At 62.7% G+C, this 26,049-nt stretch carries 22 protein-coding genes; 11 read left to right on the forward strand and 11 right to left on the reverse strand.

Going from position 1 to position 26,049, the window contains the following annotated elements:
- The first annotated feature begins 31 nt into the window (after positions 1–31).
- Complete coding sequence (locus HMPREF2932_RS01820; RefSeq protein WP_046649304.1) at positions 32–868, forward strand: LmeA family phospholipid-binding protein; 837 nt, start codon at positions 32–34, stop codon at positions 866–868.
- Here the strand turns inward: HMPREF2932_RS01820 and HMPREF2932_RS01825 are convergent.
- Positions 865–1,905 carry a diacylglycerol/lipid kinase family protein gene (locus HMPREF2932_RS01825; RefSeq protein ID WP_046649305.1) on the reverse strand — a complete coding sequence of 347 codons (1,041 nt, stop codon included), beginning with the start codon at positions 1,903–1,905 and terminating at the stop codon, positions 865–867. The two genes, HMPREF2932_RS01820 and HMPREF2932_RS01825, sit on opposite strands and share 4 nt — an antisense overlap.
- Before the next feature lie 63 nt (positions 1,906–1,968).
- Here HMPREF2932_RS01825 and HMPREF2932_RS01830 point away from each other — a divergent pair, with 63 nt between their 5' ends.
- The gene (locus tag HMPREF2932_RS01830; RefSeq protein ID WP_046649306.1) at positions 1,969–2,643 is read left to right on the forward strand and encodes a heme-binding beta-barrel domain-containing protein; all 675 of its coding nucleotides are present in this window, start codon (positions 1,969–1,971) and stop codon (positions 2,641–2,643) included.
- A gap of 30 nt (positions 2,644–2,673) precedes the next feature.
- On the opposite strand, the gene HMPREF2932_RS01835 is transcribed toward HMPREF2932_RS01830, so the two are convergent.
- Entirely contained in the window at positions 2,674–3,561 is an 888-nt protein-coding gene (locus tag HMPREF2932_RS01835) for an aminodeoxychorismate lyase (RefSeq protein ID WP_070511025.1), read from the reverse strand.
- 30 nt (positions 3,562–3,591) lie between these two features.
- Between HMPREF2932_RS01835 and HMPREF2932_RS01840 the strand changes: the two genes are divergently transcribed.
- Together HMPREF2932_RS01840 and HMPREF2932_RS01845 are read left to right on the forward strand one after the other, a co-directional pair.
- Positions 3,592–4,653 carry a CAF17-like 4Fe-4S cluster assembly/insertion protein YgfZ gene (locus tag HMPREF2932_RS01840; protein ID WP_071409470.1) on the forward strand — a complete coding sequence of 354 codons (1,062 nt, stop codon included), beginning with the start codon at positions 3,592–3,594 and terminating at the stop codon, positions 4,651–4,653.
- A gap of 188 nt (positions 4,654–4,841) precedes the next feature.
- Positions 4,842–5,069 (forward strand): DUF3073 domain-containing protein, encoded by a 228-nt coding sequence (locus HMPREF2932_RS01845; protein ID WP_070511197.1) that lies wholly within the window; start codon positions 4,842–4,844, stop codon positions 5,067–5,069.
- Positions 5,070–5,180: 111 nt separating this feature from the next.
- On the opposite strand, the gene purM is transcribed toward HMPREF2932_RS01845, so the two are convergent.
- Genes purM through HMPREF2932_RS01860 form a run of 3 tightly spaced genes read right to left on the reverse strand, consistent with a single transcriptional unit; the run spans position 5,181 to position 8,180 of the window.
- Positions 5,181–6,233, reverse strand: a complete 1,053-nt coding sequence (gene purM / locus HMPREF2932_RS01850) for a phosphoribosylformylglycinamidine cyclo-ligase (protein ID WP_046649308.1) — start codon at positions 6,231–6,233, stop codon at positions 5,181–5,183.
- Positions 6,234–6,247: 14 nt separating this feature from the next.
- Complete coding sequence (gene purF, locus HMPREF2932_RS01855) at positions 6,248–7,765, reverse strand: amidophosphoribosyltransferase (protein ID WP_070511030.1); 1,518 nt, start codon at positions 7,763–7,765, stop codon at positions 6,248–6,250.
- 10 nt (positions 7,766–7,775) lie between these two features.
- On the reverse strand, positions 7,776–8,180 hold the full coding sequence (locus tag HMPREF2932_RS01860) for a sterol carrier family protein (RefSeq protein WP_070511032.1): 405 nt from the start codon (positions 8,178–8,180) through the stop codon (positions 7,776–7,778).
- A gap of 33 nt (positions 8,181–8,213) precedes the next feature.
- Between HMPREF2932_RS01860 and HMPREF2932_RS01865 the strand changes: the two genes are divergently transcribed.
- A complete protein-coding gene (locus HMPREF2932_RS01865) occupies positions 8,214–9,248 on the forward strand; it encodes an acyl-CoA thioesterase (protein WP_049157174.1) in 1,035 nt (344 codons plus the stop codon).
- A 26-nt stretch (positions 9,249–9,274) separates the two neighbouring features.
- Here HMPREF2932_RS01865 and HMPREF2932_RS01870 read toward each other — a convergent pair whose 3' ends face one another.
- Both HMPREF2932_RS01870 and HMPREF2932_RS01875 read right to left on the reverse strand, forming a co-directional pair.
- Entirely contained in the window at positions 9,275–10,234 is a 960-nt protein-coding gene (locus HMPREF2932_RS01870) for a MaoC/PaaZ C-terminal domain-containing protein (protein ID WP_071409471.1), read from the reverse strand.
- Positions 10,235–11,575 carry a 3-oxoacyl-ACP reductase gene (locus HMPREF2932_RS01875; protein WP_071409472.1) on the reverse strand — a complete coding sequence of 447 codons (1,341 nt, stop codon included), beginning with the start codon at positions 11,573–11,575 and terminating at the stop codon, positions 10,235–10,237.
- Between the two features lie 184 nt (positions 11,576–11,759).
- On the opposite strand from HMPREF2932_RS01875, the gene HMPREF2932_RS01880 reads away from it, so the two are divergent.
- From HMPREF2932_RS01880 to HMPREF2932_RS01890, 3 genes are all read left to right on the forward strand, one after another.
- Complete coding sequence (locus tag HMPREF2932_RS01880; protein WP_071409473.1) at positions 11,760–13,058, forward strand: acetyl-CoA C-acetyltransferase; 1,299 nt, start codon at positions 11,760–11,762, stop codon at positions 13,056–13,058.
- A gap of 31 nt (positions 13,059–13,089) precedes the next feature.
- Positions 13,090–15,174: an acyl-CoA dehydrogenase family protein gene (locus tag HMPREF2932_RS01885; RefSeq protein WP_070821321.1), complete on the forward strand. Its 2,085-nt coding sequence runs from the start codon at positions 13,090–13,092 to the stop codon at positions 15,172–15,174.
- Between the two features lie 95 nt (positions 15,175–15,269).
- Positions 15,270–15,905 (forward strand): DUF6891 domain-containing protein, encoded by a 636-nt coding sequence (locus HMPREF2932_RS01890; protein WP_046649316.1) that lies wholly within the window; start codon positions 15,270–15,272, stop codon positions 15,903–15,905.
- Positions 15,906–15,935: 30 nt separating this feature from the next.
- Here HMPREF2932_RS01890 and HMPREF2932_RS01895 read toward each other — a convergent pair whose 3' ends face one another.
- Positions 15,936–16,637 (reverse strand): PAQR family membrane homeostasis protein TrhA, encoded by a 702-nt coding sequence (locus HMPREF2932_RS01895; protein WP_070821322.1) that lies wholly within the window; start codon positions 16,635–16,637, stop codon positions 15,936–15,938.
- Between the two features lie 243 nt (positions 16,638–16,880).
- Here HMPREF2932_RS01895 and HMPREF2932_RS01900 point away from each other — a divergent pair, with 243 nt between their 5' ends.
- Both HMPREF2932_RS01900 and HMPREF2932_RS01905 read left to right on the forward strand, forming a co-directional pair.
- Entirely contained in the window at positions 16,881–17,918 is a 1,038-nt protein-coding gene (locus HMPREF2932_RS01900) for an alpha/beta hydrolase (protein WP_049157186.1), read from the forward strand.
- A gap of 267 nt (positions 17,919–18,185) precedes the next feature.
- Positions 18,186–19,145, forward strand: coding sequence for an Abi family protein (locus tag HMPREF2932_RS01905; protein WP_071409474.1), 960 nt, complete (start codon positions 18,186–18,188; stop codon positions 19,143–19,145).
- A gap of 137 nt (positions 19,146–19,282) precedes the next feature.
- Here the strand turns inward: HMPREF2932_RS01905 and purL are convergent, their stop codons facing one another.
- The 3 genes from purL to purS are packed head-to-tail and all read right to left on the reverse strand — an operon-like array spanning position 19,283 to position 22,501.
- Positions 19,283–21,580 carry a phosphoribosylformylglycinamidine synthase subunit PurL gene (gene purL / locus HMPREF2932_RS01910; protein ID WP_070700878.1) on the reverse strand — a complete coding sequence of 766 codons (2,298 nt, stop codon included), beginning with the start codon at positions 21,578–21,580 and terminating at the stop codon, positions 19,283–19,285.
- A gap of 28 nt (positions 21,581–21,608) precedes the next feature.
- Positions 21,609–22,271 (reverse strand): phosphoribosylformylglycinamidine synthase subunit PurQ, encoded by a 663-nt coding sequence (gene purQ, locus HMPREF2932_RS01915; RefSeq protein ID WP_049154757.1) that lies wholly within the window; start codon positions 22,269–22,271, stop codon positions 21,609–21,611.
- Positions 22,271–22,501 (reverse strand): phosphoribosylformylglycinamidine synthase subunit PurS, encoded by a 231-nt coding sequence (gene purS / locus HMPREF2932_RS01920; RefSeq protein WP_039676532.1) that lies wholly within the window; start codon positions 22,499–22,501, stop codon positions 22,271–22,273. Before purS ends, purQ begins: the two co-directional genes overlap by 1 nt.
- 229 nt (positions 22,502–22,730) lie before the next feature.
- Between purS and HMPREF2932_RS01925 the strand changes: the two genes are divergently transcribed.
- On the forward strand, positions 22,731–26,015 hold the full coding sequence (locus HMPREF2932_RS01925; RefSeq protein ID WP_246818608.1) for an ExeM/NucH family extracellular endonuclease: 3,285 nt from the start codon (positions 22,731–22,733) through the stop codon (positions 26,013–26,015).
- Positions 26,016–26,049: the final 34 nt, after the last annotated feature.

Here is a 26,049-nt window from a genome sequence, read left to right on the forward strand (position 1 = left end):
TTCCCAGCTTACGTGCGGTAGTAATAGAAGGGTGACCGTCATCTACCTCAGCCGCCCCGTCGTCCGACTCGCCGCCGTCGCGGGAGTGGTTCTGACCGCATGGCTGGCGGATTCCGCGGTGGCGATGCATGCCGAGCACACCGTGGCACAGAAGGCGAAAGCCAGTTCCCAGCTGGAAAATAGCCCCAATGTGTATATCGGCGGCGTTCCTTTTACCCTCGGCGCTCTGACCAAAGAGGTTCCTTACCTCGAGGTCAACTCCTCCGACGTGGAGGTGCCCAAGCTCGGGATGGTCAACGCCTCCACGACGCTGCGCGATATCACCATTCGTCCCGAACAGCTCTTCAGCGGGGACCTAGAAGGTGCACCGGTCTCCACTTACACGCGCAGCATTAGCATCGACGGAGTAGCCCTCGGCCGCCTGCTGGGCATTACGGACCTATCCATCGCCAACCCAGATGACATGTCCCCCACCGGCGGCCCGTCTGCCGAAGCGGAGCTCACCGGCACGCTGCCGGGAGACACCACCAAGTCCACGGCGACGGTAACGTTGCGCCTCGTTGGGCCGGAATTTCGCATGAGCGTCTACGGGACCGATGATGAGCGCCTCAAGAAAGCATTCGGGTTGGTCTTGGATACCCGTCAACTACCGTTGCCTGCCCAGGCCACCTCCGTGAAGCTGCACGGCGGTTCCATTACGTTCGAGGTGCAGCGCCGCAACATCACTTTGAAGACGGCGCAGCTCTCCCCTCTCGAAATCGATGGATCGGAGGAAAAGGCCGTCGAGGATGCAGCGCAAAAGGCACAGGACACCGCCAACGAAGTAGGCAGCGCACCGACGACGCCGCCGAGTTGGCGCCAAAACTAGTTGATGCGAACGAGGTCGCGCAGGATCCTGCGGACGTTGCGGTGTATGGGCGGGGCCGGATCGGTAGGAGCGAAGACTTCCAACGCGTCCGCCTCCGATTCCAGATGCACCTCCGTGAAGGTTCCCTCCGACTCTCCGTCTGCCTGGAAGCGGTGCGGCTTCGGGCACACCAAATCCACCTCGACGGCATCCTCAAAGTGCAGCGTTCGGGCATCCGTGACCTTATTCAGCCAGTGGCGGTGATCCACGCCAAAGAGGTGGAGCACGCCCACAAGACCATCAATGCCACCGAGGTCTGACACCCCGAAGAGGCCAAGGCCTTGGTCGAAAGAGTTGCGCGGATTCGTCACCACCGGCAGCGGTCCGAGGAAGGTCCACGGGTTGGTATTCGAGGTGAACATGACGGGCACGTCATCAGCCGAGAAGGTGTCTCCCGAGCCGGAGCGCGCACGCACGCTAATGCGCGGTGGGCGAATGCGGGCGCGCTGATAGGCCTGAAAGGCCACGGCCAAATAGCGCAACGGGGTAGCTGCAAAGCCCATTTCCCGAGCACGGTCCACGCGAGCGAGCACGTCGGCATCCAATCCGAAACCAGCGTTGACCGCGAACCACCGGTCATTCCACACCCCCAAGGACACGGTGCGGCGCGTATTGCGTTCCAGCATCCGAGCCAGCACGTGTGCTGCCTCGACTGGAGTATTGGGGAAGCCGAGGGCGCGGACGAAGACGTTGGCGGAGCCCGTGGGAATCACCGCGAGAGCCGGAATGTCCTGGGGGCTGGGACGTTCCGCGGAATCTGCGGGGCCCAACAGCCCGTTCACAATTTCGTTCACCGTGCCATCTCCCCCGAAAACCAAGATGACATCGAAGTCTTCCCTGGTCATGCCCCGCACTATATCCTCCGCGTGCCCCGGATAATGCGTAAAGCGAGCAAGCAGCTGCAGCCCCTCCACGTCCCGAATGACGGGCAGAACCTCACGGAAAAGGGCCGAATTCTGGCTCGTGGAGTTCGGGTTTGAGATCAGCAATGCGCGCATGACCCCCTAGACTACTGGAGCCTAGTGGTTTCCGCGGCGCCCCCACGACTACGCTGGGGCAGCATGAGCGAACAGACGAATAATGAGAATCACCCGGAAAACACCCAGCCGGAGAACGGCAAGATTGATGGCAACGCAGCCGTCAACCAAGCCGCGGAAGCATGGAAGGATGCTGCCTCCCGCAACATCCCCACCGTTGATGTAGCAGAGAATCCTTTGCCCGATGAGACGGCAAACCTGCGTCAGGGTCCGTCGCTGCACGATGGACTCTTGGGGCTTCTCCCCCTCGTCGGCGTGTGGCAGGGCGAAGGCCAGGCCCACAGCGCCGACGGCGAGCAGTACGCCTTTGGCCAGCAGCTCATCATCGCCCACGACGGTGAGAACTACCTGACCTACACCTCCCGCACCTGGAAGATCGATTCCGAGGGCAACCCGGCGGGCCCGGACGTGCGCGAATCCGGATTCTGGCGCATCTCTCTCAAGGACGAGATTGAGATGACCTACACCTCCTCCAATGGTGTCAACGAGATCTTCTACGGCTCCCTGTTCAACGAGCGCGCTTGGCAGCTGGAGTCCGCCTCCACCATGGTGACGGAGACAGGCCCCGCCAACCTCGGCCCCGGCAAGCGCATGTACGGCCTGATGCCGAACAACAACTTGGGCTGGGTCGATGAGCGGCTTGTCGACGGCGAGATGCGCCCCTTCATGTCCGCCGAGCTCACCCGTGTGGCAGGCTAGCTAGCAGGCGAGCTAGCCGCATAAGGGAATCTAGCGGGCCAGGGCGACGTCGATCAGCGCGCGTATTTCTTCTGCGTTCGCCGGCGCCTTGAGCTTCGTGTCATCGAGGCGCGTCACCCGCACCGCTGTGCGCACCGAGGAGACCAGCCACACCGAGTCAGCCTCCTCGAGGTAGCTCAGGTTGAGCTCCTTCGCCTTGCAGCGATATCCCTGTTCTGAGGCGTATTCAAACAGCGCGGCCTGCGTGGTTCCGGGGAGTATCCCCTTACCCGCGGGGGTGCGCAGCTTGGTTCCCTTAACCGCCACCACGGTTGAGGTAGCCCCCTCCAAGACCTGCCCCGTGTCGGGGTCGGTAAAGATCACATCATCAAATCCGCGCTCGCGGGCCAGCCGCAGTGTGGCCATGGTTGCCGCATAGTTCAACGTCTTGGCCGGCAGCTCCTCCGCCACCTGCCACAATCGCGGCGTACTCATGACCTTGACGCCCTTCGCACGCTGCGCCACCACATCCTCCGGGATTTCCTGAACCGCGACCCAGGCCGTGGGCACCCCGGTGGAGGCCCGGCCGCGGGTATAGGTCCACGTGCACTTGGCTTCGAGCGGCGATTCACCCGTGTCCCCCGCGCCGGCGGGGCCATAAAAATCGGCGATAGCCAGCGCGGTGGCTTCCTCCCACTTGTGCATCGGCGGCTCCGGCAAATTCAGAGCCTGGGCGGAGTGTCGGAAGCGCTCCGCGTGGCGGTGAAGGTTCGCCGCCTTGCCATCACGCACTAGAAGGGATTCAAAAATCCCGTCTCCGCGCGTGACCGCGGCATCATCCCAGTAGACCAACGGTAGGTTCGGCATGTGGCGCCGCACCGATCCCCCAAACGGCTCCACGACGTAGATGACCGGCTCTTTTCTGCGCTGAAGGCTCATAGCCCCGATTATGCCCTACCATCGGAGGGCGTGAGTTACTCTTCGCCACTTCTTTCCCGGCCCGGAGCCGCTGAGTTCCAGGGCACCACGCTCGTCGATGTCTCCGGGGTCCCCTGGCACTACGGCAACCCCCTCGTCGAGCAGCGCGCGGTGGAAACAGGTTCAGCCGTCATCGACCGCTCCCATCGCCGCGTCATCGCGGTTTCTGGGCCCGATGCCCGAGCCTTCCTGAATAACCTCCTGAGTCAAAAGCTCGATGACGTGGACGCCGGCTTTTCCGCAGGTGCCCTTGACCTCAATATTCAGGGCCACGTCCTGCACCACATGGATCTATCTTTCGACGGGAAAACCTTCTACCTCGATGTGCCGGCGGCGCAGTTCGAGTCTTTGCGAGATTTCCTCACCGCCATGGTGTTCTGGTCCCAGGTCACCGTAGAGGAAGTAGACGTGGCGGTCATCAGCATCCTCGGTCAAGCGCTGGACAAACCTTCCACAGCTCTGGTGGAAAGGCCCGTGCACTGGCCGGGCTGCCCGCGCCAGGATTTCCTCGTGCCGCGGGACAAACTAGACGCAGCGGTGCAAGAGTTGGAGGCCCAGGGCGGAAGCTTAGCGGGGCTCATGGCTTTTACCGCCGAGCGCGTGCGGGCACGCGAGCCCGAACTAGCTGCAGATCTCGATGCAAAGACTATTGCCCACGAGGTTCCGCATTGGATCCGGCGCAGCGAGGATCAGCCCGCGTTCGTTCACTTGGACAAGGGCTGCTACCGCGGGCAGGAGACCGTCGCGCGCGTAGAAAACCTTGGGCGCTCTCCCCGTTTATTGGTGCTGCTCTACCTCGACGGCTCCGCCCCGGAGCAACCGAAGAGCGGAGCGGACATCACGTCGGGCGGGCGTCGCGTGGGCAGGCTCGGCACCGTGGTGGAGGACTGTGAGTATGGCCCCATCGCGCTTGGTCTAGTAAAGCGCAGCGCCCTCGACCATGGAGAGCTGGCCATTGGTCCGGTAGCAGCATCGATCGAGCCGTATTCCATCCCTGCCGATGAAGGCCCGAAGGCCGGCCGTACCGCTGTGGATCGCCTGCGCGGAAAATAGTGGCGCATTACACAATGGACTATTTGCCGCAGGGTGGAGCACTTTTCAGCACACCGCTAGGGGGTAGTTCGGAATTTTTTCGTCACACAGGCTATGGTGTCTTACAGGAACATACACATATCTGACTAAGACGATGGGGCGGCCAAGAATCCCTGGACCGCCCTACACACCTCAAGGGGGTCATGCACATGGGACGCGGACGCGCCAAGGCAAAGCAGACCAAAGTTGCACGCCAGCTGAAGTACAATTCGCCCGAGATGGATCTGGATTCGCTCCAGCGTGAACTCGCCTCACAGAACTCCAAGCGCTCCAGCGATGAGGACGAGGATCAATACTCGGAGTACGCGGATTACGAGGACTATGCGGATCGCTGGGACTCGGACGAGTGGGATGAGGATGATTCCGAGGAGCGCTAAGCGCGCGAATCACTTCCCCATTCTGTACATGCACAGCACGTAAGCGAAGGGCCGGAGATGCCTCCCCTCTTAGTGAGGGGCGCCTCCGGCCCTGTTCCTTTTCTTCAGAACCTAGAACCCTGGGTGCTCGCCGGTCATGAGGACGCGCGGCTCGCCTTCTTCGGCGACACGGACGGTGCCCAGCTCCCATGCCTCAACGTGGCGGGCGGTCATCATGGCCAACGCGCGCTCGCGATCCTCCGGCGCAACGACGGCGATCATGCCAACGCCCATGTTGAACGTCTTCTCCATTTCCTCGAGGGCAACCTTGCCCACGGAGGAGATGGTCTTGAAGATCTGGCCCGGAGTCCACGTCGAGCGATTAACCTCAGCGGTCAGGCCCTCTGGGATCACGCGCTCGAGGTTGCCCGCGAGGCCACCGCCGGTGACGTGGCAGAAGGTCGACACCGCGCACTCAGATACCAGCGCCAGGCAGTCCTTGGCGTAGATGCGGGTAGGCTCCAAAAGCTCCTCACCGAGGGTGCGGCCCAAGTCTTCCATGTAGCCATCGAGCGGCAGACCGGCCTGCTCCAGCAGCACGTAGCGCGCCAAGGAGTAGCCGTTGGAGTGCAGGCCAGAGGACTTCATAGCGATAAGGACGTCGCCGTCACGTACCTTGTCGGGGCCGAGGAGCTCATCGGCCTCCACCACACCGACGGCGGTGGCGGAAACATCGTACTCATCCTTGCCCATGACGCCTGGGTGCTCAGCGGTCTCGCCGCCCAGCAGCGCTGCACCTGCCTGCACGCAGCCCTCAGCAATGCCCTTGACAATGTCCGCGACCTTTTCCGGAACAACCTCGCCCACGGCGATGTAGTCCTGGAGGAAGAGCGGCTCGGCGCCGCACACGACGAGGTCATCAACACACATGGCAACCAGGTCAATGCCGATGGTGTCGTGCTTATCCATGGCTTGAGCCACGGCCAGCTTGGTGCCCACGCCGTCTGACCCGGCCGCGAGGACCGGCTCCTTGTACTCGCCCAGCTTAAACAGGCCGGCGAAACCGCCCAGCCCGCCCATGACCTCCGGGCGGGAGGCACGCTTGGCGTGCGGGGTGATTAGCTCAACTGCGCGGTCGCCTTCCTCAATGTTGACGCCGGCGGCAGCATACGTGTTCTCGCTCATGAGTGACTTAGTCCTTAATCGTTAGTTGTCGTCGAGCCCTGCAGGGTACGCACGGCCTCAGCATTGGGGTTTCCGGCGGGCAGTCCAAGCGGGTACTCGCCATCGAAGCAGGCACAGCACAATTCGCTGCGGGGCTGCTCGGTGGCCGCCACCATCTCATCGGTGGAGACGAAGCCCAGCGAATCTGCACCGATTGCCGTGCAGATGGTCTGCGCCACTTCCTCCGGGTCATCGGAGGGGTTGGCATTAGCAATCAGTTCACCCGGGGAGGCGAAGTCGATGCCGTAGAAGCACGGCCACTTTACCGGCGGGGAGGCGATGCGCACGTGGACCTCGGCAGCGCCGGCTTCCCGCAACATCCGGATCAGGGCGCGCTGCGTGTTGCCGCGGACGATCGAATCATCCACCACCACGATGGACTTGCCGTCAATGACCTCCCGCAACGGGTTGAGCTTGAGGCGGATGCCCATCTGGCGTTGAGACTGCGTGGGCTGGATAAAGGTGCGGCCCACGTAGGAATTCTTGACCAAGCCATGTGCAAAGGTCAGCCCAGATTCGCGGGCATAGCCCACGGCGGCCGGGTTGCCGGACTCGGGAACGGGGATCACCATGTCCGCGTCGGGCGCTGGGTACTGGCGCGCTAGGCGACGCCCAATTTCCACACGCGTGGCATTGACGGAGCGGCCTTTGATGTTTGTATCCGGCCGCGCCAGGTAGACGTATTCGAAGACGCAGCCGTGGCGCTTGGTCTCCGCGAAGCGCTCGGAGCGAATACCGGTCTCATCAATAGCGACGAGCTCGCCGGGTTCGATCTCCCGGATGAACTGCGCACCCACGATATCGAGGGCGCAGGTCTCGCTCGCCACCACCCAGCCGGTGCTAAGGCGGCCGAGGGCGAGCGGACGCACGCCGTGCGGATCGCGGGCGGCATACAGCGTGTGACCGTCGGTAAAGGTCAGGCAGTATGCCCCCTTGACCCTGGGCAACAGCTGAAGTGCCGAGTCGAAGACTGAATTATTTTCGCTGACGCCATCCGCCAACAAGATGGACAGGCACATGGAGTCCGAGACGGATTCTTCGTGCGGCTTGATGAGCCCGCGTTCCACGGCCTCGGCGCGCAGCTCCACGTAATTCACCAAGTTTCCATTGTGGCCGAGTGCAATGTCGACGCCGCTGGGCGACGTCCCAAACATCGGCTGCACATTCGACCATTCCTTGCCGCCCGCAGTGGAGTACCGCGTGTGGCCAACAGCCACGTTTCCGTGCAGAGAGGTCAGGATGGATTCATCGAAGACATTGGACACTAGGCCCATGTCTTTGAAGACCACGATGCGGTCATCATCCCCCACCGCGATGCCCGCGGCCTCCTGGCCGCGGTGTTGGAGGGCAAAGAGGCCGAAGTAGGTTAGCTTGGAAACCTCTTCGCCTGGTGCCCAGACACCGAAAACTCCGCATTCTTCGCGGGGCTCGGGATCCAGGCTGGGATCCGTCGACAGGGGCTTAGTTATGCTCTGGACGTGTTCAGCTACCACGGCGCTAATCCTAGCCGTTCCGGCCAGTGAAAACTAACGGAATCACGGGCAAGTAGGCAGCAATCTCGTGGGCACGGGAGCCGGAGGCGTCCACACGGCCGTCGCCAAGCGCCTGCTCCCACCCCATGGCACCCGTAGCCAGCTGCAGCCACGTCAGGGGATCCATCTCCACCACGTTCGGAGGGGTGCCCCGGGTATGGCGAGGCCCGGCGATACACTGCACTGCCACGAATGGGGGGACCCGCAGCTCCACGGAGTGGCCCGGCGCGTCTGCCTCCACCAGGCGGGCCGTGGTGCGTGTAGCGGCCGCAAGCGCAGCGCGACCTGGTTTTTCCGCCCCTTGAGGATCGTGGATCCACTCCGCCACTGCTTCGACGGCGGCGCGGGCCGTGGCGGCATCAACGGCCTTCTTCATCTGGTCACCACGCTCCCTGATACTTTGTTATCCATGTCACCAACCATGCCATCAAGCTCGTCGGAAGAAAAGAAGTCCGTTCCCCACGAGAAGTCCCCTTCCCTCACCCTGCGGTTTATGGCCGCCCCCACCGATCTCACCATCGCCGGCGCCCAGGGCATCGGCGGCGGCCGCGTCCTGGAATGGATCGATAAGGCCGCCTATGCGTGCGCGGTTCAATGGTCCGGTACCTACTGCGTGACTGCCTACGTGGGCCATATTCACTTCACGCGCCCCATCCCCTCAGGCCACCTCGTGGAGGTGCGCTCGCGCATCGCGATGACGGGGCGCTCCTCCATGCACATCGTCAACGAGGTGCTTTCCGCCGACCCGCGCGATGGCATTTTTACTCGCGCGTGCGACTGCCTCGTCATCTTCGTGGCCAAAGACACGGAAACCGGTAAGTCGGTCGCCGTGCCGCCGCTGGTTCCGGACACCGTGGAGCACCAACGCGTGTGGGAAGCCGCGGAATCCCGCATCGAGCTGCGCCAAGCCATCGAAGCGGAGATGGAAAAGCAGACTTATGATGGCCCTTCCGATGCCCCTCGAATGGTCACCCGCTTCTTGGCTAAGCCCACTGACGTCAACTGGGGCGGCAATGTCCACGGTGGTACGGCCATGGAATGGATTGATGAGGCCGGCGCTGCCTGCACCATGGAGTGGTCAGGAGAGCACACAGTGGCGGTCTATGCCGGCGGCATTCGCTTCTACCGGCCTATCCATATTGGAGACCTCATCGAGGTAGATGCCCGTATGATGCGCACGGATACCCGCTCGATGCAGATGTCGATCCACGTCCGCGCGGGTAACCCGCGCGGTGGCCGCGAGAAACTAGAAACCGCCATCCACGCCACTGTGGCCTACATGGGCATGGACGCTGACTGGCAGCCGCTCGCCGCCCGCCAGTTTGTCCCCCGCACCGAAGAAGACAAGCGCCTGTGGGAGCACGCCGGCATCCTTCGTGGCTTGCGCGGCAAGTACTCCCCGAAGCCGCTGGTGGTGGCGCCACAGCATCAGCACGTGGATTAGCCTATGGCTAATCCAGCACCACGCAGCTAGTTCAGCGGCTCAACTCGACACGCCACGTGGAGGGTGCTCGGATCCTTGGCTTTGCGCAACGTGACGTCGCGCGCTCCGACCTCAGTGTTTGTGGCGACGCGCGCTCCGGCCTCAGTGTTTGTGGCGACACTCGGAGCCACAAACACGCCCGTCGTCGCCGGAAGAATAACCGGCTTGTAGAAGTCCGCGCTGATGCGTACAGCACCGGGGAGGGTGCCGTCGAGCACCGACAACATCCGGGCGTGTGTATACATGCCGTGCGCGATGGGTGCGGGGAAACCGAAGAGCTTGGCGCCCACGGTGGAGACGTGGATGGGGTTCTTATCGCCGGATGCCGCGGCATAGACGCGGGTGCTCTCGGGGCTAAAGCGCAGCGTCGCCGTGGGGGTTCCTACCTCATCGCCCGGAAAATCGAGGAAGCGCTCGGCTTCAGGGCGCGTTCGCACCTGCCGCGGGGTGTCCTTGGTGAATTTCGCGCCCTGGCCTAGGAAAACCGAAGTCTGGCGCCAGATCTCCTCACCACCCACGCTGTACGTGGTCACCATATCGATAACCAGCCCCTTGCGGTGCGGGTGGAGGTTTTCCGCGTGCACGGAGATGTCGCAGCTTTCGTCGACGCGTAGCGGGCGGGTCTGCTCGATGCGGTTCGACAAGTGCACCACGCCGACTGCGGGAAAAGGAAAGTCCTGTGCCGCCATCACCTTGATTGCGAGTGGGAAGGCCAGCGCATACAGGTAGGTGGCGGGCAGCTCATTGCCCAGACGCAGGCCCGTGGCTTGGCAGTAGCGGGCCAGGTGCGCGGTATCGACGCGCACTCCCTCGACGCGGTAGGCGGTCTGCGGGTCGTCGACCTTGCGCTTGCCGGCCCCCAGCCCGGGGATGGGCACCGCGCCCACCATGAGTGAGCGGTAAAGGGCGGGAAGGTCAGGAATCTCGTTGAGTGTGGTGACGTTCATTTATGCTCCCATGAGGTTCTGGCCGCACACGCGGACCGTGTTGCCGCTCACCGCGGCGGAGGCCGAGGCAGCGAAGAAGGCGACGGTCTCTGCGACGTCGACAGGCAAACCACCTTGCTGCAATGAGTTCAAGCGCCGGCCGATTTCCCGCGGCCCAGTGGGCATCGCCGCAGTCATGGCGGTTTCGATGAATCCGGGGGCAACAGCGTTGATGGTGGAGCCATTCTCCGCCAAGACGGAGCGCAAGGAATCAACGAGCCCGATGATTCCTGCCTTCGTCGTGGCGTAGTTGGTCTGGCCGCGGTTGCCGGAAATGCCGGCCATGGAGGACACACCAACCACGGCCGCCCCCGGCGCGAGGGCTCCGGATTCGAGGAGGTTTTCGGTAATGCGTACCGGTGCCAGCAGGTTAACAGCAAGGACAGCGTCCCACTGCCCCTCGTTCATATTGGCCAGCAGCTTGTCGCGGGTGATTCCAGCGTTGTGGACGATGACGTCAATAGCTCGACCATGGCGCTCCTGGGCGTGCTGGGCAATCTTGTCCGCGGCGTGAGGGTCAGTGACATCGAGAGGCAGCGCGGTGCCTTTGACCTTGTTCGCGGTCTTTGCCAGATGCTCGCTAGCTTGCGGGACGTCGATACAAATAACGCTGGCACCGTCGCGCGCCAGCACCTCGGCGATGGTAGCGCCAATGCCGCGAGCAGCACCGGTGACCACCGCGAGGCGCCCGTCGAGCGGCTTCTCCCACTTCGCTGACTCACCGCCGCGTACAGGGGAGCCCTCACTCTGCGCGCCCACGCGGACCACCTGGCCATCCACGAAGGCCGACTTCCCGGAGAGGAAGAAGCGGAGGGTGGACTCCACCTCCGCGGTGGCCGCAGGATCTACCCACACCAGGTTCACGGTACCGCCCTTGCGCATCTCCTTGGCCAAGGAGCGCGTAAAGCCTTCGAGTGCGCGCGCGGTAATGCGGGCGTCAATGGTATCTGCTGCCTCCGGGGTGGTGCCGACAACCACGAGGCGCGCGCACGGCAGGAGGTTGCGCATCTGTGGGTTGAAGAAGTCATACAGCTCGCGCAACTGCTCCGGAGTCTCTAGGCCGGTGGCATCAAAGACGAGGGCGGCGCGCGTCGCCTCCGCAGAGGCGTTGATGATCTGGTAATCCACGGCTAGCTGGGAGCGAAGAAAGTCGGCGATGCGTCCCTGGCCGCCAATGACGATAGGACCATCGAGCGCCGGTTCGCCTACTTTATGACGGCGCAGGGGGTGGCCCTGGGGCACACCCGCTTTGGCAGCAAGCGGAGAGTTGATGAGCTTCTCGGCAATGGTGACGTGCGGCATAAGGTGACGCATTCCTTTCTGGGATCTTCGCAACCTTGCGAGCATTATTTTGCTAGTTGCAAGGCCCGTTAATTGAGTGATAGAACTAACAATATCACCTTAGTTGTGATGCGAAACGCGCGGTGGGATTTCTCCCCCTCCCACTGGGGCGATTCGCACCAGACCACTCGCGAAGGAGTTTTTGATGACCAACCCCCCGCACCGCGTAGCCATCCTCGGAGGCAACCGCATTCCCTTTGCTCGCTCCAATAAGCAGTACGCTCACGCGTCCAACCAAGATATGCTCACCAGTGCGCTCGACGGCCTCGTGGCGCGCTACGGGCTGCACGACGAACGCCTCGGACTCGTCGCCGCCGGTGCCGTGCTCAAGCACTCCCGCGATTTCAACCTCACCCGCGAGTCGGTCCTCGGTTCCGCGCTCGACTCGACCACTCCAGCACTCGACATGCAGCAGGCTTGCTGCACCTCCCTGGCGGCAGCTATCCACGTCGGTGATGCCATTGCCCAGGGCCGAATCTCCGCCGGCATCGCAGGAGGCACGGACACCACCTCGGATGCCCCGCTGGCCGTCAATGACACGCTGCGCCGCACACTGCTCAACCTCACCCGCGCCAAGACCGCCGCTCAGCGCGCCCAGCTCATCGGCTCCATCCGCCCCTCGCAGTTAGCCCCGGAGCAGCCGCAGAACGGCGAGCCGCGCACTGGGTTGTCCATGGGGGATCACGCCGCTATCACCGCCCGCGAAATGAACGTGAGCCGCGAAGCCCAGGACGCGCTGGCGCTCGCCTCCCACCAGAACCTCCATAAGGCCTGGGAAGAGGGCTTCTTCGATGACCTCACCACCGGATTCCTCGGCGTCAACCGCGATACCAACCTGCGCCCGGATTCCTCCATGGAGGCCCTGGCCAAGCTCAAGCCGGTCTTCGGCAAGCGCGATGCCGAACAGCACGGCACGCAGGCCACCATGACCGCGGGCAATTCCACACCGCTGACCGACGGCGCCTCCGTCGCCTTGCTGAGCTCCGAGGAGTGGGCAGCCGAGCACAATATCGAGCCCCGCGCCTTCCTCGTCGATTCCGAGACCGCGGCGGTCGATTTTGTCCACGGCCCCGACGGGCTTCTCATGGCCCCCACATACGCGGTCCCGCGCCTGCTGGAGCGCAACAACCTGTCGCTACAGGACTTCGACTTTTACGAAGTCCACGAGGCCTTCGCCTCCCAGGTACTCGCCACCCTGTCCGCATGGGAGGACGAGACCTACTGCCGCGAGCGCCTCGGCCTGCAGTCTGCGCTGGGCCCCATCGACCGCGCCAAGCTCAACGTCAAGGGCTCCTCCCTTGCCGCTGGGCACCCCTTCGCCGCCACCGGCACCCGCATCCTCGCCACCACCGCCAAGATTCTCGAAGAAAACGGTGGCGGGCGCGCCCTCGTCTCCATCTGTGCGGCCGGTGGACAGGGTGTTGCAGCCATCGTCGAGCGTTAAGAAACTTCCCTCCCCAGAAAGGAACCCCACCATGGCACTCACCAAGTCCTCCTCGGACACGAAACCCGTCTCACCAGAACTCAACAATCAAGCCACGACCGACGCCCCCAAGGCCGAGGCCCGCAGCCCGCACCGCCTGCCCACCACCCCGAAGCCCTCAGTGGCCACAGAACTGGCTGCGCTTCTCGACGGCCCCCACGCCGCCTTCCGCCAGGAGCTGCGCACCTTCCTCAACGACCCTTCGCTCTTCCCGAAGCCGGACCTGCCGATGGCAGAGCAGCGCCAGCACACCTTTGACAACCTCTCCAAGGTCCGCGATTTCGGCGGTTTCAACCACGGCCTGCGCCGCGCCAACGGCGGTTCCGGTAAGCCGAACCTGTCCACCTTCACCCTGGAGGGCCTAGCCTGGGTTGATGGTTCACTGGCTATTAAGTCCGGCGTGCAGTGGGGCCTGTGGGGCGGCGCCCTGGATCAGCTCGGCACTGAACGCCACCTCGAGTGGGTCAAGAAAGCCGCCAGCCTGGAGCTGCCAGGCTGCTTCGCTATGACCGAGCGCGGCCACGGCTCTGACGTGCAGTCCCTGGAAACCACCGCCACCTTCGACCCAGAGACCAACGAGTTCGTCATCAACACCCCCTCCGATTCCGCGGTGAAGAACTACATCGGCAACGCCGCCAAGGACGGCCGTGCGGCCGTCGTCTTCACCCAGCTGATCACCCCTGACAGCGATGGCCGCTCCCACGGCGTGCACGCCATCATCGTCCCGATCCGCGATGAAGAAGGCAACGAGCTGCCGGGCGTGACCTTGGGCGATCATGGCCACAAGGGTGGTTTGGTGGGCGTCGACAATGGCACCCTGCGCTTCGACAATGTCCGCGTGCCGCGCGAGAACCTCCTCAACCGCTTCGCCGATGTCGATGAGAAGGGTAAGTACACCTCCCCCATCGAGTCCAAGAATGCCCGCTTCTTCACCATGCTGGGCACTCTCATCCGCGGCCGCATCGGCGTCTCCGGTGCGGCGGGCGCGGCCACCGAGGCATCCCTGGACATCGCCATCCGCTACGCCAACCGCCGCCGCCAGTTTGAGGGCGCGACCGGCGCTGAGAAGCGCCTCATCGAGCACCGCCAGCACCGCCGCCGTCTGCTCATTCCGTTGGCCCGCACTTATGCGCTGCACCTGCTCTACAACCAGATTCTGGAGCGCTACCAGGAGCAAAACGATCAGCACGAGGCTGGCACCTGGTCAGTGACGGAGCCGACCGAGGAGCAGAAGTTCGCCTCCCGCGAGATGGAATCCCTGGCCGCGGCCATCAAAACTGCGCAGACCCAGCACGCCACCCGCACCATCCAGGAATGCCGCGAGGCTTGCGGCGGCGCTGGCTACATGTCGGAGAACCGCCTGACTACCTACCGTGCCGACTCCGATGTCTTCGCCACCTTCGAGGGCGATAACACCGTGCTCATCCAGATGGTGGGCAAGAACCTGCTCACCGCCTATGGCCGCGCGATGAATGACATGAGCCCGTGGGACACCGTGAAATACGCGGCCTCCACCGCCACCGATGTGGTTCGTCGCCGCTATGGATTCACCACCCGCCTGCAAAGCCTCGTGGACCGCGTGAATCCTTCAGAAGCTTCGCTTTTCGACGCCACCTACCAGGCCAAGCTCATCGACGACCGCGCCCAGTCCATCCTCTTCTCCCTCGTGCGCCGCATCCAGCCGGCCCGCAAGGCTGATAAGGTGCAGGCTGCCGCCATCATGGACCAGTGCCAGGATCACCTCATCGCCGCCGGCTGGGCCCGCGTGGATACCTTGTTGGTCCAGGCCATGATTGAGGCCGAGGAGCGCCTTGAGGAAGGTTCGCTGGCACGCCAGGTCTTTGAGCAGCTGCGCCACCTCTTCGTCTTCGACACCTTGGTCCAGCACGCGGGCTGGTACCAGGAACACAACCTGATCCCGGCAGGCCGCATCAAGGCCGCCCGCGCCGCCATCAACGACCTCGTGGATTCGCTGGCACCGTGGTCCGTCGTGCTCGTCGATGCCTTCGGCGTTCCGCCTGAGGTACACAACATCCCGATGCTCACCGAGGCTGGAGTGGATCCGCTCCACGTCTAGTCACTCCACGCATAGGGAGGGCACTTCCGCCATCCGGCGGGGTGCTCTCCCTAGTTTTCTGCCAGTAGCGATAGGGACTGTTTACTCTCTGAGCTATGACCACACAGCATCCGATGTTCTCCAGTTCCTTCCCACCCTCCGATGATCTCCTTGAGCCAAGCCCGCTTCGCAATGACATCGCATTGCGCCTCTGCCACGGCGAATCTCGCCAGGACATCCACAACGACTACATTGAAGTCCTCGATGACCCCTCCGAATGGGAGGCCAGCTACGAGGAACCTTATCCAGAGGATTTTGACACCATCATCGACGAAGTTGCCGCAGAATACGGCCGGTTGGTCACAGAAAAGTCGGAGGATGTTAAGCGCCTCGAAGCCCTGCGCGAGGAGCTTGCTCAGCGCGATATCTCCTTCACGTTCAACGAGGCCTGGGATCTCTCAGACGGCGTCTGGGTAGGCTCCAAGCTCGCTGAGAAGGAAGGCCGCAGCGGCTATGCCTACTGCCACCGACAGGACATCAGCCGAGTTATTTACGACGGCGAGCTGTACTTCGGTTTCTCCGCGATGGAGGAAAACGAAGAAGCAACCATCAAGGTCGGCGAGCAACTCGTCGAGGCCCTACGCGCCGTGGGCTTCGATCCCGAGTGGAATGGCTCGACGACAGCGCGCGTTCTGTGCCAGGACGTCGCTCTCGAATTCCCCCTCGCCGAAGATCTCACCGATGCCGAGTAAATGGCCCCGCAACGCTAGCCCTGTATAGGGCTAGCCCACCACAACCATCCAGATGGCTACCATGTGCACCACCGCCGCGGCAATCGTCGCGGTGTGGAAGTGTTCGTGGTAGCCATACCAGCGCGCGTTGCGCCCCGGCCACTTGAAGCCGTACATCAACGCACCCAGCGAGTAGACCACCCCACCTGCGAACAGCAGCCACACTACAGCCGGTCCCGCGGACTGCCACAGGTTCGGCAGTAGCGGCAGGATGAGCCAGCCTAGGACGAGGTAGACCACCACATCCAACCACCGCGGATGATTGATCCACACCAAATTCAAGACCACGCCCATGATGGCGCCCACCCACGCCGCGGTTAGCATCCATAGCGCCTGCGTCGGCTCCAGCACGATGGCGCACAGCGGCGTATACGTTGCCGCGATAAACACAGAAATCGTCGCGTGGTCAGCACGCCGCCACCATTGCACCGCGCGCATCGATACCCACGGCCAGCGGTGGTACAGGGCCGAGACCGTAAAGAGCCCCACCACTCCCACGCAGTAGACCGTCACCGCGAGCCCCTGCCACCACGGCAGCGTCATCCACCCAAAGGTGATGAGGACGGTCGATGCGATGAGGGAAGCAATCGCAGCAAAGAAATGGCCCCAGCCGCGCGTCAGCGGACGCGGACCACGGTCCGCCATCCAATAGGTGCGCTGGATGAGCTGCTCCATCGTGCTGTGTTCGCGCATAGAGCTGTCTTCAACTGGAAACTCTTGCGGGGAGGATATGTGAGCACTGGGTGCGTTCATAGTGAGGGCCCTTGCCTTGTCTGAAATGAGGGTCATGCGAATAACGCATTCACCCTCAAAACTTACGTACCCGTAACTATACGGCGGGGCGCTGCAGCGGACAAGGGCTAAGCGAAAGTTACCGCCAGGTTTTCTGCCGCTATGTGCAGTTCGAAGGCGCCGACAAAGTAAACTTCACTATTTGTGTTTTCCTATGTCTCAGTTCCTCGCCGCACCGCGACGTTGCTCGCGGCCGTCATGGTGGCGCTGGGGGCGGCGTCGGCAGGCGTCGGCTCCGCTTCCGCTCAGCCCAGCACGATCGGCGAGGTTTCCTCGCGCGTGACCAACCCGCAGCCCTGGCTGGGCGACGAGCCTTTCATCACCTCACAGCGCCACATGGGCGGCAACCACTGGGTGGTGGACGTGTGGTCCCCGGCCAACCGTGCGGTGATTTCCAATAACGTCCTGCTCCCCGAGGGCGATAAGCCGCGCCCCTCCTTCTACCTGCTGCCCGGCGTGGAGGGCGGCCAGGCGGGCATGAACTGGATGACGCACACCGATATTCGCCAATGGGCCGTGGGCAAGAACGTCAACGTGGTGATGCCACTCGGCGGCGCCTATTCTCTCTACACCGATTGGGATAACGAGGATCCCATCTTGGGCGTCAACAAGTGGAACACCTACATGACCACTGAGTTGCCCCCGCTGATCGACGCCGAATTCCACGGCACCGGCCGCGATGCCATTGGTGGTGTTTCCTCCACCGGCGGTGCTGCACTCGACATCGCCGGCCACGCCCCACAGCGCTACAAGGCCGCGGCCTCCTACTCCGGCTGCCCGGTGCGCTCCGGCGCGATTGGCTTCCCCACTTCCACCGCGATGATGGCCTACGGCGGCGGCTCCTCCTTCAACGCGTGGGGCCTGCCGGGCTCCCCGCAGTGGTTCGACCACGACCCCAACGCTAATCCCGGCCGCCTTCGCGACGTCGAGGTCTTCGTGGGCTCGGCCTCCGGCACCCCGGGCCCCATCGATGGCACGAACAAGCCCAGCCAGTGGCTCGGGCCCCGCGCGATAGAGATGGTGGCCAACCACTGCTCGGAGGAATTCACCCGCAACGCCCGCAACGCCGGGGTGCGCGTGAACCGTTACTTCAGCCCCCAAGGCTCGCACACCTTCGGCCTCTTCTCTCACCAGATGAAGCTGAGCTGGGACCAGACCATCGCCCGCACCATCGGTGCTTAAGTAATAACAGGTTGCCGCCTCACTTCGGGCGATGTCCCCGATGCACCCTAATTTCACAGAGCCTCGGATGAACAACTAGACCTTCAACGTGCACGTCTACCTGAAAAGTGAGATTGACGCATTTCAAGGTCCTGCGGTAAAATGCTGGTTAATAGTTCAGCCCGCCCGGTTTCTCTTCGGAAACTCGGAGTGGGCTGGATCTCTATTTACGCCGTTCCGCCGAACCGATCCCCACAACAACTCGTCCCCTCTCTAGATTGGCTTCCCATGTCTTCATCGCTCAAGCCAGCAGCGACCATTGACGAGCATATTATTCGGTTGCAAAGCCGTGGCATGAAGATCGACAAAGCTTTAGCTGAACAATGGTTTTCACACGTTAGCTACTACCGACTTTCTGCCTATTGGTATCCAGCCAGACAATTCAATGAAGACGGAACTAGTCGTTCAAGTCACTTCGTCGATGGTACCGATTTTGTGCACGTCATCTCCTTATATGAAGCCGTTAGGAAACTCCGCACCCTGATCCATGACGGAATGGAGCGAATCGAAGTAGCGATGCGAACCAAGCTCGTCGAGCTGCTATGTACTCGACACCCCAATGATCCTACTTTCTACCTCCGCTCAGACGACTTTCGGCCAAACTTCGACCACGTGTCGTGGCTGAGTACAGCGTATGGACGACTCGCGAGGGCAAAGAAGAACGACGCCGTGAAGCACTACATTGATGAATACGGTGGACAGTATCCCATGTGGGTTGTGGCTGAAGTGCTCGATTTTTCGGATATTTCAAAGCTCTATGCAGGCTTAGGATCCAACGATCAGCGATCGATTTCGGAAGCGCTGGATATAAAGATCGACTTCGCTAGTTTGAATAGGAATCAGAAGCAAAAACTTACGAAAAAACATCCGCTGGCAAGTTGGCTCGAGCAGCTAACTATCATTCGGAATACGTGTGCGCACCATGGAAGGCTATGGAATCGTTCTTTTGCTCCGGCTCCAACTGAAGTTATCCGTAGCAATGGGAGCCTTTACCTCCTGCCAGAGATTCAAAGTGAAAAGCTATTCGGCGCTTTAATTGTCATGGCGCATATGCTACGAACCGTGTCCCCTGGGACTACCTGGCCTGACAAAGTAGTGGCATCATTAAACCAGCACTTCCTCACGAATCCTCTTGTTGAAAAAGCCAGTATCGGAATTCAAAGCGACTGGGATGAAAAGACACTTTAAGTTCTTTTCATGCCTTTGAAGCAACAAACAGTTGCGAATTTCGTGGGTCTTACGAAGCGGCTCTTCGGGGAAAGAAAAGCCCAGCCGAAGCTGGGCTTTTCTTCTAGAAACTGCGGGACAAGCAGCGTGAGTGGGGCCTACTCCACCACGGAGTTTGCCCCGACCGCGTGGCCGAAGAGGTCCGGCAGGGTTGCAGCCCAGGCCTCACGCAGCTCAGAAACGGCGATGGACTCGCCGCCGAGTTCCAGTTCACCGTTGTCGGTGGTCTGGCCGACGACGACGGCCGGTACACCGCACTCCTCAGCGCGCTGCAGCAGCATGTCGACGCGGTCCGCGGTCGTCGCCACGAGCACGCGGGAGGCGGACTCGGAGAAGGCAGCCACGAAGGCATCCTCATGGACCTTGGACAGGTCCAGACTCAAGCCCACGCCGCTGCGCTTGGCCATCTCGAATGCGGTGACGGCAAGGCCACCCTCGGAGATGTCGTGTGCAGCGGTCAAGCCTTCGTTGCCCACGAAGAAGTCCGCGAGGCGCTGCTCGTTGGCCAGGTCCACCTGCGGCGGCAGACCATTCAAACCATTCTCCGACTCATTTCCTTGCTCACGAGCGCTGACCTGCTGCCAGATGGAGCCGCCAAATTCATCCTTGGTCTCACCCAGCAGCACGAGTACCTCCGGCTCCTCCACGAGGCCGAGCTCGTTGCCGATGGACTTGTGGACGTCATCGATAACGCCGAGGACACCCACGACGGGCGTCGGCAAGATCGGCTCCTCGCCGGTCTGGTTGTAGAAGGAGACGTTGCCACCGGAGACGGGGATGCCGAGTTCCACGGCGCCGTCGGCAAGCCCATGCACGGACTCGCGGAACTGCCACATCACGTCCGGGTTTTCCGGGGAGCCGTAGTTGAGGCAGTTGGTAATGGCCACCGGGCGGGCACCGGTGACGGCGACGTTGCGGTAGGCCTCCGCCAGCGCCAGGCGGGTGCCCATGTTCGGGTCCAGCTTGGTGTAGCGACCAGAGGCATCGGCCGATACCGCGATACCGCGGCCGGTCTCCTCGTCGATGCGCAGCACACCAGCGTTCGCGTGGTGGGACTGCACGGTGTTGCCGCGCACGTAGCGGTCGTACTGGTTGGTGATGAAATCACGCGAGCACAGCGCCGGGGAGGCCACGAGCTTCTTCAGCGCCACGGTGAGGTCCTGCTTCTCGACGCCCTGGAACTCCTGCAGCGCATCCTGCCACTCCGGGCGGGCATAGGGGCGGTCGTAGACCGGGGCCTCGTCCGCGATGGTGCCGGCCGGGGCGTCCACGACGACCTCGCCCTGGTGGCGGATAATGAGGTGCTTGCCGGTGGTAACCTCACCGATCTCAGCGCAGGTGACATCCCAATGCGCGCAGATCTCCTTGAACTTCTCCACGTTCTCCGGGGTCACCACGGCACACATGCGCTCCTGGGACTCGGAGGCGAGGATCTCTGCAGCGGTCATATCCATTGCGCGCAGCGGGACGTTGTCCAGGTTGATCTCCATGCCACCATCGCCGGCGGCGGCCAGCTCGGAGGTGGCGCAGGCCAGGCCCGCACCGCCCAAGTCCTGGATGCCCACGACGATGCCGGACTTGTACAGCTCCAGGCAGCACTCGATGAGAACCTTCTCCGCGAACGGGTCACCCACCTGCACGGCCGGCAGCTTGCGCTCGGCGCCGTCCTCGAAGGTGTCAGAAGCCAGCACGGACACGCCACCGATGCCGTCGAGGCCGGTGCGCGAACCGAAGAGCATGACCTTGTTGCCGGTACCGGAGGCAAAAGCGAGCTTTAGGTCCTCCACCTTCAGCGTGCCCACGCACAGCGCGTTGACCAGCGGGTTGCCCGCATAGGACTCATCAAAAACGGTTTCGCCGCCAATGTTGGGCAGGCCCAAGCAGTTGCCGTAGTGCGAAATACCGCCGACAACACCGGGCAAAACGCGCTTGGTGTCGGGGGCATCAGCCGGGCCGAAGCGCAGCTGGTCCATCACGGCAATCGGGCGCGCACCCATCGCCATGATGTCGCGGACGATGCCGCCGACACCCGTGGCCGCACCCTGGTGCGGCTCCACGTAGGACGGGTGGTTGTGGGACTCCACGCGGAAGGTCACCGCGTTGCCGTCTCCGATGTCCACCACGCCGGCGTTCTCACCGATGCCGGCGAGGATCTTGGAGCCCATCTCCTCGGTCATGGTCTCGCCGAAGTAGCGAAGGTGCGTCTTGGAGGACTTATAAGAACAGTGCTCCGACCACATCACCGAGTACATGGTCAGCTCGGCGTCGGTGGGGCGGCGGCCCAGGATCTCGCGGATGTGCGCGTACTCGTCATCCTTCAGGCCCAACTCGCGGTAGGGCTGCTCCAGCTCGGGCTGCGCGGCCGCCTGCTCGACGGTGTCGTTGTGTACGGTCATTGTTTCTCCTTATAACCGTCGGCGCGGGTTAAGCGACGACCTTGAGGGCGGACACAAACAAACCCAGACCGTCGGTGGACGGGCCGGTGAGAAGATCGATGGCGTGCTCCGGGTGCGGCATGAGTCCCACCACGTTGCCGGCCTCGTTGGTGATACCGGCGATGTCGTTGATGGAGCCATTGAAGTTATCCGTGTAGCGGAAGACCACGCGGCCTTCGCCTTCGAGGCGCTCCACGGTCTCCGCGTCCGCCTGGAAGCGGCCCTCGCCGTGCTTAGCCGGAATCAGGATCCGCTGGCCCTGCTCAAACTCGCTGGTCCAGGAGGTCTGCGCGTTCGCCACCTCGAGGTAGGTATCCACACAGTGGAAGTGCAGCCCCTGGTTGCGGGTCAAGGCGCCGGGCAGCAGGCCGGCCTCCGTCAAAATCTGGAAGCCGTTGCAAATGCCGAGCACCGGCATGCCCTTATTCGCTGCTTCCACCACCGCGCGCATGACCGGGGCCAGCGCAGAGATGGCGCCGGAGCGCAGGTAGTCACCGTAGGAAAAGCCGCCGGGAACAACGACGGCGTCCACTCCTCGCAGGTCCTCGTCCGCATGCCACAGGGACACGACGTCGGCGCCGGCGGTGCGGGCGGCGCGGGCCGCGTCGACGTCGTCAAGCGTGCCGGGGAAGGTAATAACGCCGATCTTCATTACTGGATAACCTCGTAGTCCTCGATCACGGTGTTCGCCAGAAGGGTGGACGCAACCTTCTCGAGTTCCTCGGCGCTGACCGAATCATCGACTTCAATTTCAAAGCGCTTGCCCTGGCGCACGTCGCTGACACCAGCAACCCCCAGGCGGCCCAGCGCGCGGACGACGGCCTGACCTTGCGGGTCCAAAATCTCGGCCTTGGGCATGACATTGACAACTACACGAGCCATGAAAATTCTGCCTTACTGTGCGTGAGTATAGGTGCCCCGCCAGTCTATCCCGCCAGCGGGAAAGATTCGGAATCTTTGGGGGTGGTGAATTCAAACCAAACGGCTGAAGAATTCTTGGGGAATCCCGGCTTAACCCCCAGCTCGCGCGTTGTCCTCCGGTATCCCGTGGCGGCGAAGGCAGGTAGAACCAGATGCGTTGTCATTTTCTCGCTGATTAAAGGAACCTCTCATGCGCCTCACACGCATCGGCTCTCTCGCCATCGCTGCATTAGTGTCTACCTGCGTCGTTGTCCCCCAGGCCGGCGCCGCGGTGGATGGCTCCACTGCCGTCATCTCGGAGGTCTACGGTGGCGGCGGCAACAAGAACGCCCCTTTCACCAACGACTTCATCGAGCTCTACAACCCAACGGGTTCCGCCATCGACCTCACCGGATGGTCCGTGGAGTATTTCTCGTCCAAGGGCAACTCCGGCGGAAAGACCACGCTTAACGGTTCCATCCCGGCTGGCGGCTACTACCTCATCCAGGAAGGTGGCGGCGGCACAGGCGAGCCGCTGCCCACCCCGGATGCTGAGGGCGGTCTCAGCATGTCCGGCTCCAAGGGCTCGGTGAAGCTTTACGACGCCTCCGGGGCCGAGGTCGACGTGGTGGGGTACGGGGAGACGTCGCTCAGCGAGGGCTCCCCTACCTCCTCCTTGAGCAACACCACCTCCGCGCAGCGTGATGACGCCGGCACCGACACCGACGACAACGCCGCCGACTTCAGCACCGCCGGCCCGACTCCTACCTCCTCCGGCGGCGGCGCCACCGCGCCGGAGAACCCGCAACCGGAGGACCCGCAGCCGGCCGAGCCGGGCGCTACCGTTACCATCCCGGAAATCCAGGGCACCGGCGCGGAGTCCCCACTCAAGGGCCAGAACGTCACCACCCAGGGTGTTGTCACCGCCATGTGGCAGGGTGAGAAGTCCCTCAACGGTTTCACCATCCAGACTCCGGGCACGGGTCAAACTGCGCCGACCGAGGCCTCTGAGGCCGTCTTCGTCTACACCGGCGGCACCGGCTTCTACCCAAAGATTGGGGAATCCGTCGAGGTTACTGGCTCCGTCGACGAGTACTACGGCCAGACCCAAATCGCCCTAGCCCAAGGCTCCGTCCTCGACACCGCACTCGATCCCGTCACCCCGCTGACCATCGATGCCCTGCCGGAAGGCGACGAGGCCCGCGAAAAGCTCGAGTCCATGCTGCTCAAGCCCGGCGTGCACACGGTGACCGATAACTACGGCCTCAACCGCTACGGCGAGTTGGGCCTGGCCCCGGGTACGGAGGCGCTGCGCCAGCCGACGGACAAGTTCGCCCCAGGCAGCGCGGAAATGCATGCTCTGGAAGAGTCCAACGCGGCGAAGTACGTCATCCTCGATGACGGCTCTACCCGTGACTTCACCCGCGATGGTGCCTCGACGAAGCTGCCGTACATCATGCAGAACGGCTCGGAGGTCAAGACCATCCGCACCACCAACCAGGTGGAGTTTGCGGACTCCGGCGTAATCCTGGGCTACGGCCACAACCAATGGCGCTTCCAGCCCACCACGATGATTACCGGTGACTCTGCCACCGCAGACCTGCCGATTACGTGGGACCCGGCCCGTCCGGAGGCCCCGCAGGTGGAAGGCGACTACACCGTGGCGGCGTTTAACGTGCTGAACTTCTTCATCAACCTAGGTGAGGACAACGGCGCGAAGGCGTACAAGGACCGTTTCGGTAACGGTGTGGGTTCTGATAGCGGCACCTTCCGCGGCGCGTGGTCGGAGTCTGCGTTCAACGACCAGAAGGGCAAGATCCTCACCGCGCTGGAGGGCCTCGATGCCGACGTCATTGGCTTGTCGGAGATTGAGAACGCCGCGAATACCGTGGGTGGCTCCTACGACGATGCTGTGAAGTACCTCGTAGATGAACTCAACACCCGCGCGGAATCCGAAAAGTGGGATTACGTCAAGGCCCCGGCGAACTCCGCGGCGGACTCGGATGTCATCCGCACTGCGATCATCTACAAGAAGGACCGCGTCCAGCCAGTAGGTGAGGCCACCTTGCTGGAGGACGAGCGTTTCAAGGGCACCGCCCGCACCCCGCTCGCTGCGGAGTTCAAGCCGGTTGCTGACAAGTGCGCTCCTGAGGGCCCAGATTCCTTCGTGGTGGTCACCAAACATTTCAAGTCCAAGGGTTCGGTGGCTAACGGCGACAAGGACACCGGCGACGGCCAGGGCAACAACCCCAACGTGCGCAATGCCCACGCCCAGGCTGTCCTCGATGGTTTGTCCAAGCAGCCGCAGTGGCAGGAGAAGGCCACCTTCGTCATGGGTGACTTGAACGCTTACTCCAAGGAAGACGCCATCTCCATCTTCCGCAACGCTGGCTACACCATCCCGGTTGAGGAACTCAACCCGGAGTCTGAGTGGCAGGCAGTGGCCTCTTACCAGTTCTCCGGCCGCATTGGCTCCCTGGACCACATCCTGGCCAACGAGCACGTCGATGCCCAGGCTGCACAGACCTGGAACATCAACTCCGATGAGCCGATTGCCATGGAGTACTCTCGCCGCAACTACACCGGCGGCGATGTCTTTGAGGCCGATAACCCCTACCGCTCCTCCGACCACGACCCGGTCAAGGTGGGTTTCAACCTTGCCCAGGTTTCCCGCTCTGCTGACGATCTTAAGGACTGTGACAAGACCGAGGACCCAGCGCCGACTGACGAAGCCCGCGGCATCAAGTCCGTCACCATTGACGACAATGGACATCTCATCATCACCTACACCGACGGCACCACCGAGGATGCTGGCAAGGTCGTCGGCTCCGATGGCAAGGACGGTAAAGACGGCGACAAGGGCGACAAGGGCGATGCCGGCCAGGACGGTAAGGACGGCGCCGACGGTAAAGGCGGCCGTGGTATCAAGTCCGTGACTACCAACGACAAGGGCGAGGTGGTCGTCACCTACACCGACGGCACCTCTGAGATTCTCGGTACCCTCGCCGGTTCGAAGGGCGACCAGGGCATGCCGGGCCGCGATGGCTTCGATGGCGCACCAGGCCGCGACGGCACCGATGGCCGCGATGGCGCAAACGGTAAAGACGGCAAGGACGGCCGCGGTATTAAGTCCGTGACCACGGATGCCGACGGTAACCTCGTCATCACCTACACCGACGGCACCTCAGAAACCGTCAAGTCCGGCGACAAGCCGGCGACCCCGGCAGGTGGTTCCTCTGTGAGTGAGCGTTGCTTGCCGACGGTCCTCGGCCTCACCATCCCAGCAGCCCTCGCCATCCCACTGGCCTTCCTCGGGAACATCAGCGCGCAGTTCAATATCCCGGGCCTTGAGCCGGTACAGAAGCAAATTGAGTCGCTGACGTACAACGTCACGCGCAACATCCCACGCGAGGCTCAGTACGCAGCTGGTGGTATCGGCCTGCTGGCAGTCCTCGGCATCATTGCCGCTGCCTGTGTCCCAACCGAGTCTGAATAGAGCGCTCTCCCGAGTTTAATGTGTGCGTTTTGTA

The sequence above is a fragment of the Corynebacterium sp. HMSC074H12 genome (genome assembly GCF_001813755.1).
Classification (GTDB): Bacteria; Actinomycetota; Actinomycetes; order Mycobacteriales; family Mycobacteriaceae; genus Corynebacterium; species Corynebacterium hiratae.

What these genes read in the sequence shown, in the direction of transcription:
- HMPREF2932_RS01825 (WP_046649305.1), bottom strand. Translation starts at nt 1,905, where the DNA reads ATGCGCGCATTGCTGATCTCAAACCCGAACTCCACGAGCCAGAATTCG.
- HMPREF2932_RS01830 (WP_046649306.1), top strand. Translation starts at nt 1,969, where the DNA reads ATGAGCGAACAGACGAATAATGAGAATCACCCGGAAAACACCCAGCCG.
- HMPREF2932_RS01835 (WP_070511025.1), bottom strand. Translation starts at nt 3,561, where the DNA reads ATGAGCCTTCAGCGCAGAAAAGAGCCGGTCATCTACGTCGTGGAGCCG.
- HMPREF2932_RS01845 (WP_070511197.1), top strand. Translation starts at nt 4,842, where the DNA reads ATGGGACGCGGACGCGCCAAGGCAAAGCAGACCAAAGTTGCACGCCAG.
- purM (WP_046649308.1), bottom strand. Translation starts at nt 6,233, where the DNA reads ATGAGCGAGAACACGTATGCTGCCGCCGGCGTCAACATTGAGGAAGGC.
- HMPREF2932_RS01860 (WP_070511032.1), bottom strand. Translation starts at nt 8,180, where the DNA reads ATGAAGAAGGCCGTTGATGCCGCCACGGCCCGCGCCGCCGTCGAAGCA.
- HMPREF2932_RS01865 (WP_049157174.1), top strand. Translation starts at nt 8,214, where the DNA reads ATGTCACCAACCATGCCATCAAGCTCGTCGGAAGAAAAGAAGTCCGTT.
- HMPREF2932_RS01870 (WP_071409471.1), bottom strand. Translation starts at nt 10,234, where the DNA reads ATGAACGTCACCACACTCAACGAGATTCCTGACCTTCCCGCCCTTTAC.
- HMPREF2932_RS01875 (WP_071409472.1), bottom strand. Translation starts at nt 11,575, where the DNA reads ATGCCGCACGTCACCATTGCCGAGAAGCTCATCAACTCTCCGCTTGCT.
- HMPREF2932_RS01880 (WP_071409473.1), top strand. Translation starts at nt 11,760, where the DNA reads ATGACCAACCCCCCGCACCGCGTAGCCATCCTCGGAGGCAACCGCATT.
- HMPREF2932_RS01885 (WP_070821321.1), top strand. Translation starts at nt 13,090, where the DNA reads ATGGCACTCACCAAGTCCTCCTCGGACACGAAACCCGTCTCACCAGAA.
- HMPREF2932_RS01890 (WP_046649316.1), top strand. Translation starts at nt 15,270, where the DNA reads ATGACCACACAGCATCCGATGTTCTCCAGTTCCTTCCCACCCTCCGAT.
- HMPREF2932_RS01895 (WP_070821322.1), bottom strand. Translation starts at nt 16,637, where the DNA reads ATGCGCGAACACAGCACGATGGAGCAGCTCATCCAGCGCACCTATTGG.
- HMPREF2932_RS01905 (WP_071409474.1), top strand. Translation starts at nt 18,186, where the DNA reads ATGTCTTCATCGCTCAAGCCAGCAGCGACCATTGACGAGCATATTATT.
- purL (WP_070700878.1), bottom strand. Translation starts at nt 21,580, where the DNA reads ATGACCGTACACAACGACACCGTCGAGCAGGCGGCCGCGCAGCCCGAG.
- purQ (WP_049154757.1), bottom strand. Translation starts at nt 22,271, where the DNA reads ATGAAGATCGGCGTTATTACCTTCCCCGGCACGCTTGACGACGTCGAC.
- purS (WP_039676532.1), bottom strand. Translation starts at nt 22,501, where the DNA reads ATGGCTCGTGTAGTTGTCAATGTCATGCCCAAGGCCGAGATTTTGGAC.
- HMPREF2932_RS01925 (WP_246818608.1), top strand. Translation starts at nt 22,731, where the DNA reads ATGCGCCTCACACGCATCGGCTCTCTCGCCATCGCTGCATTAGTGTCT.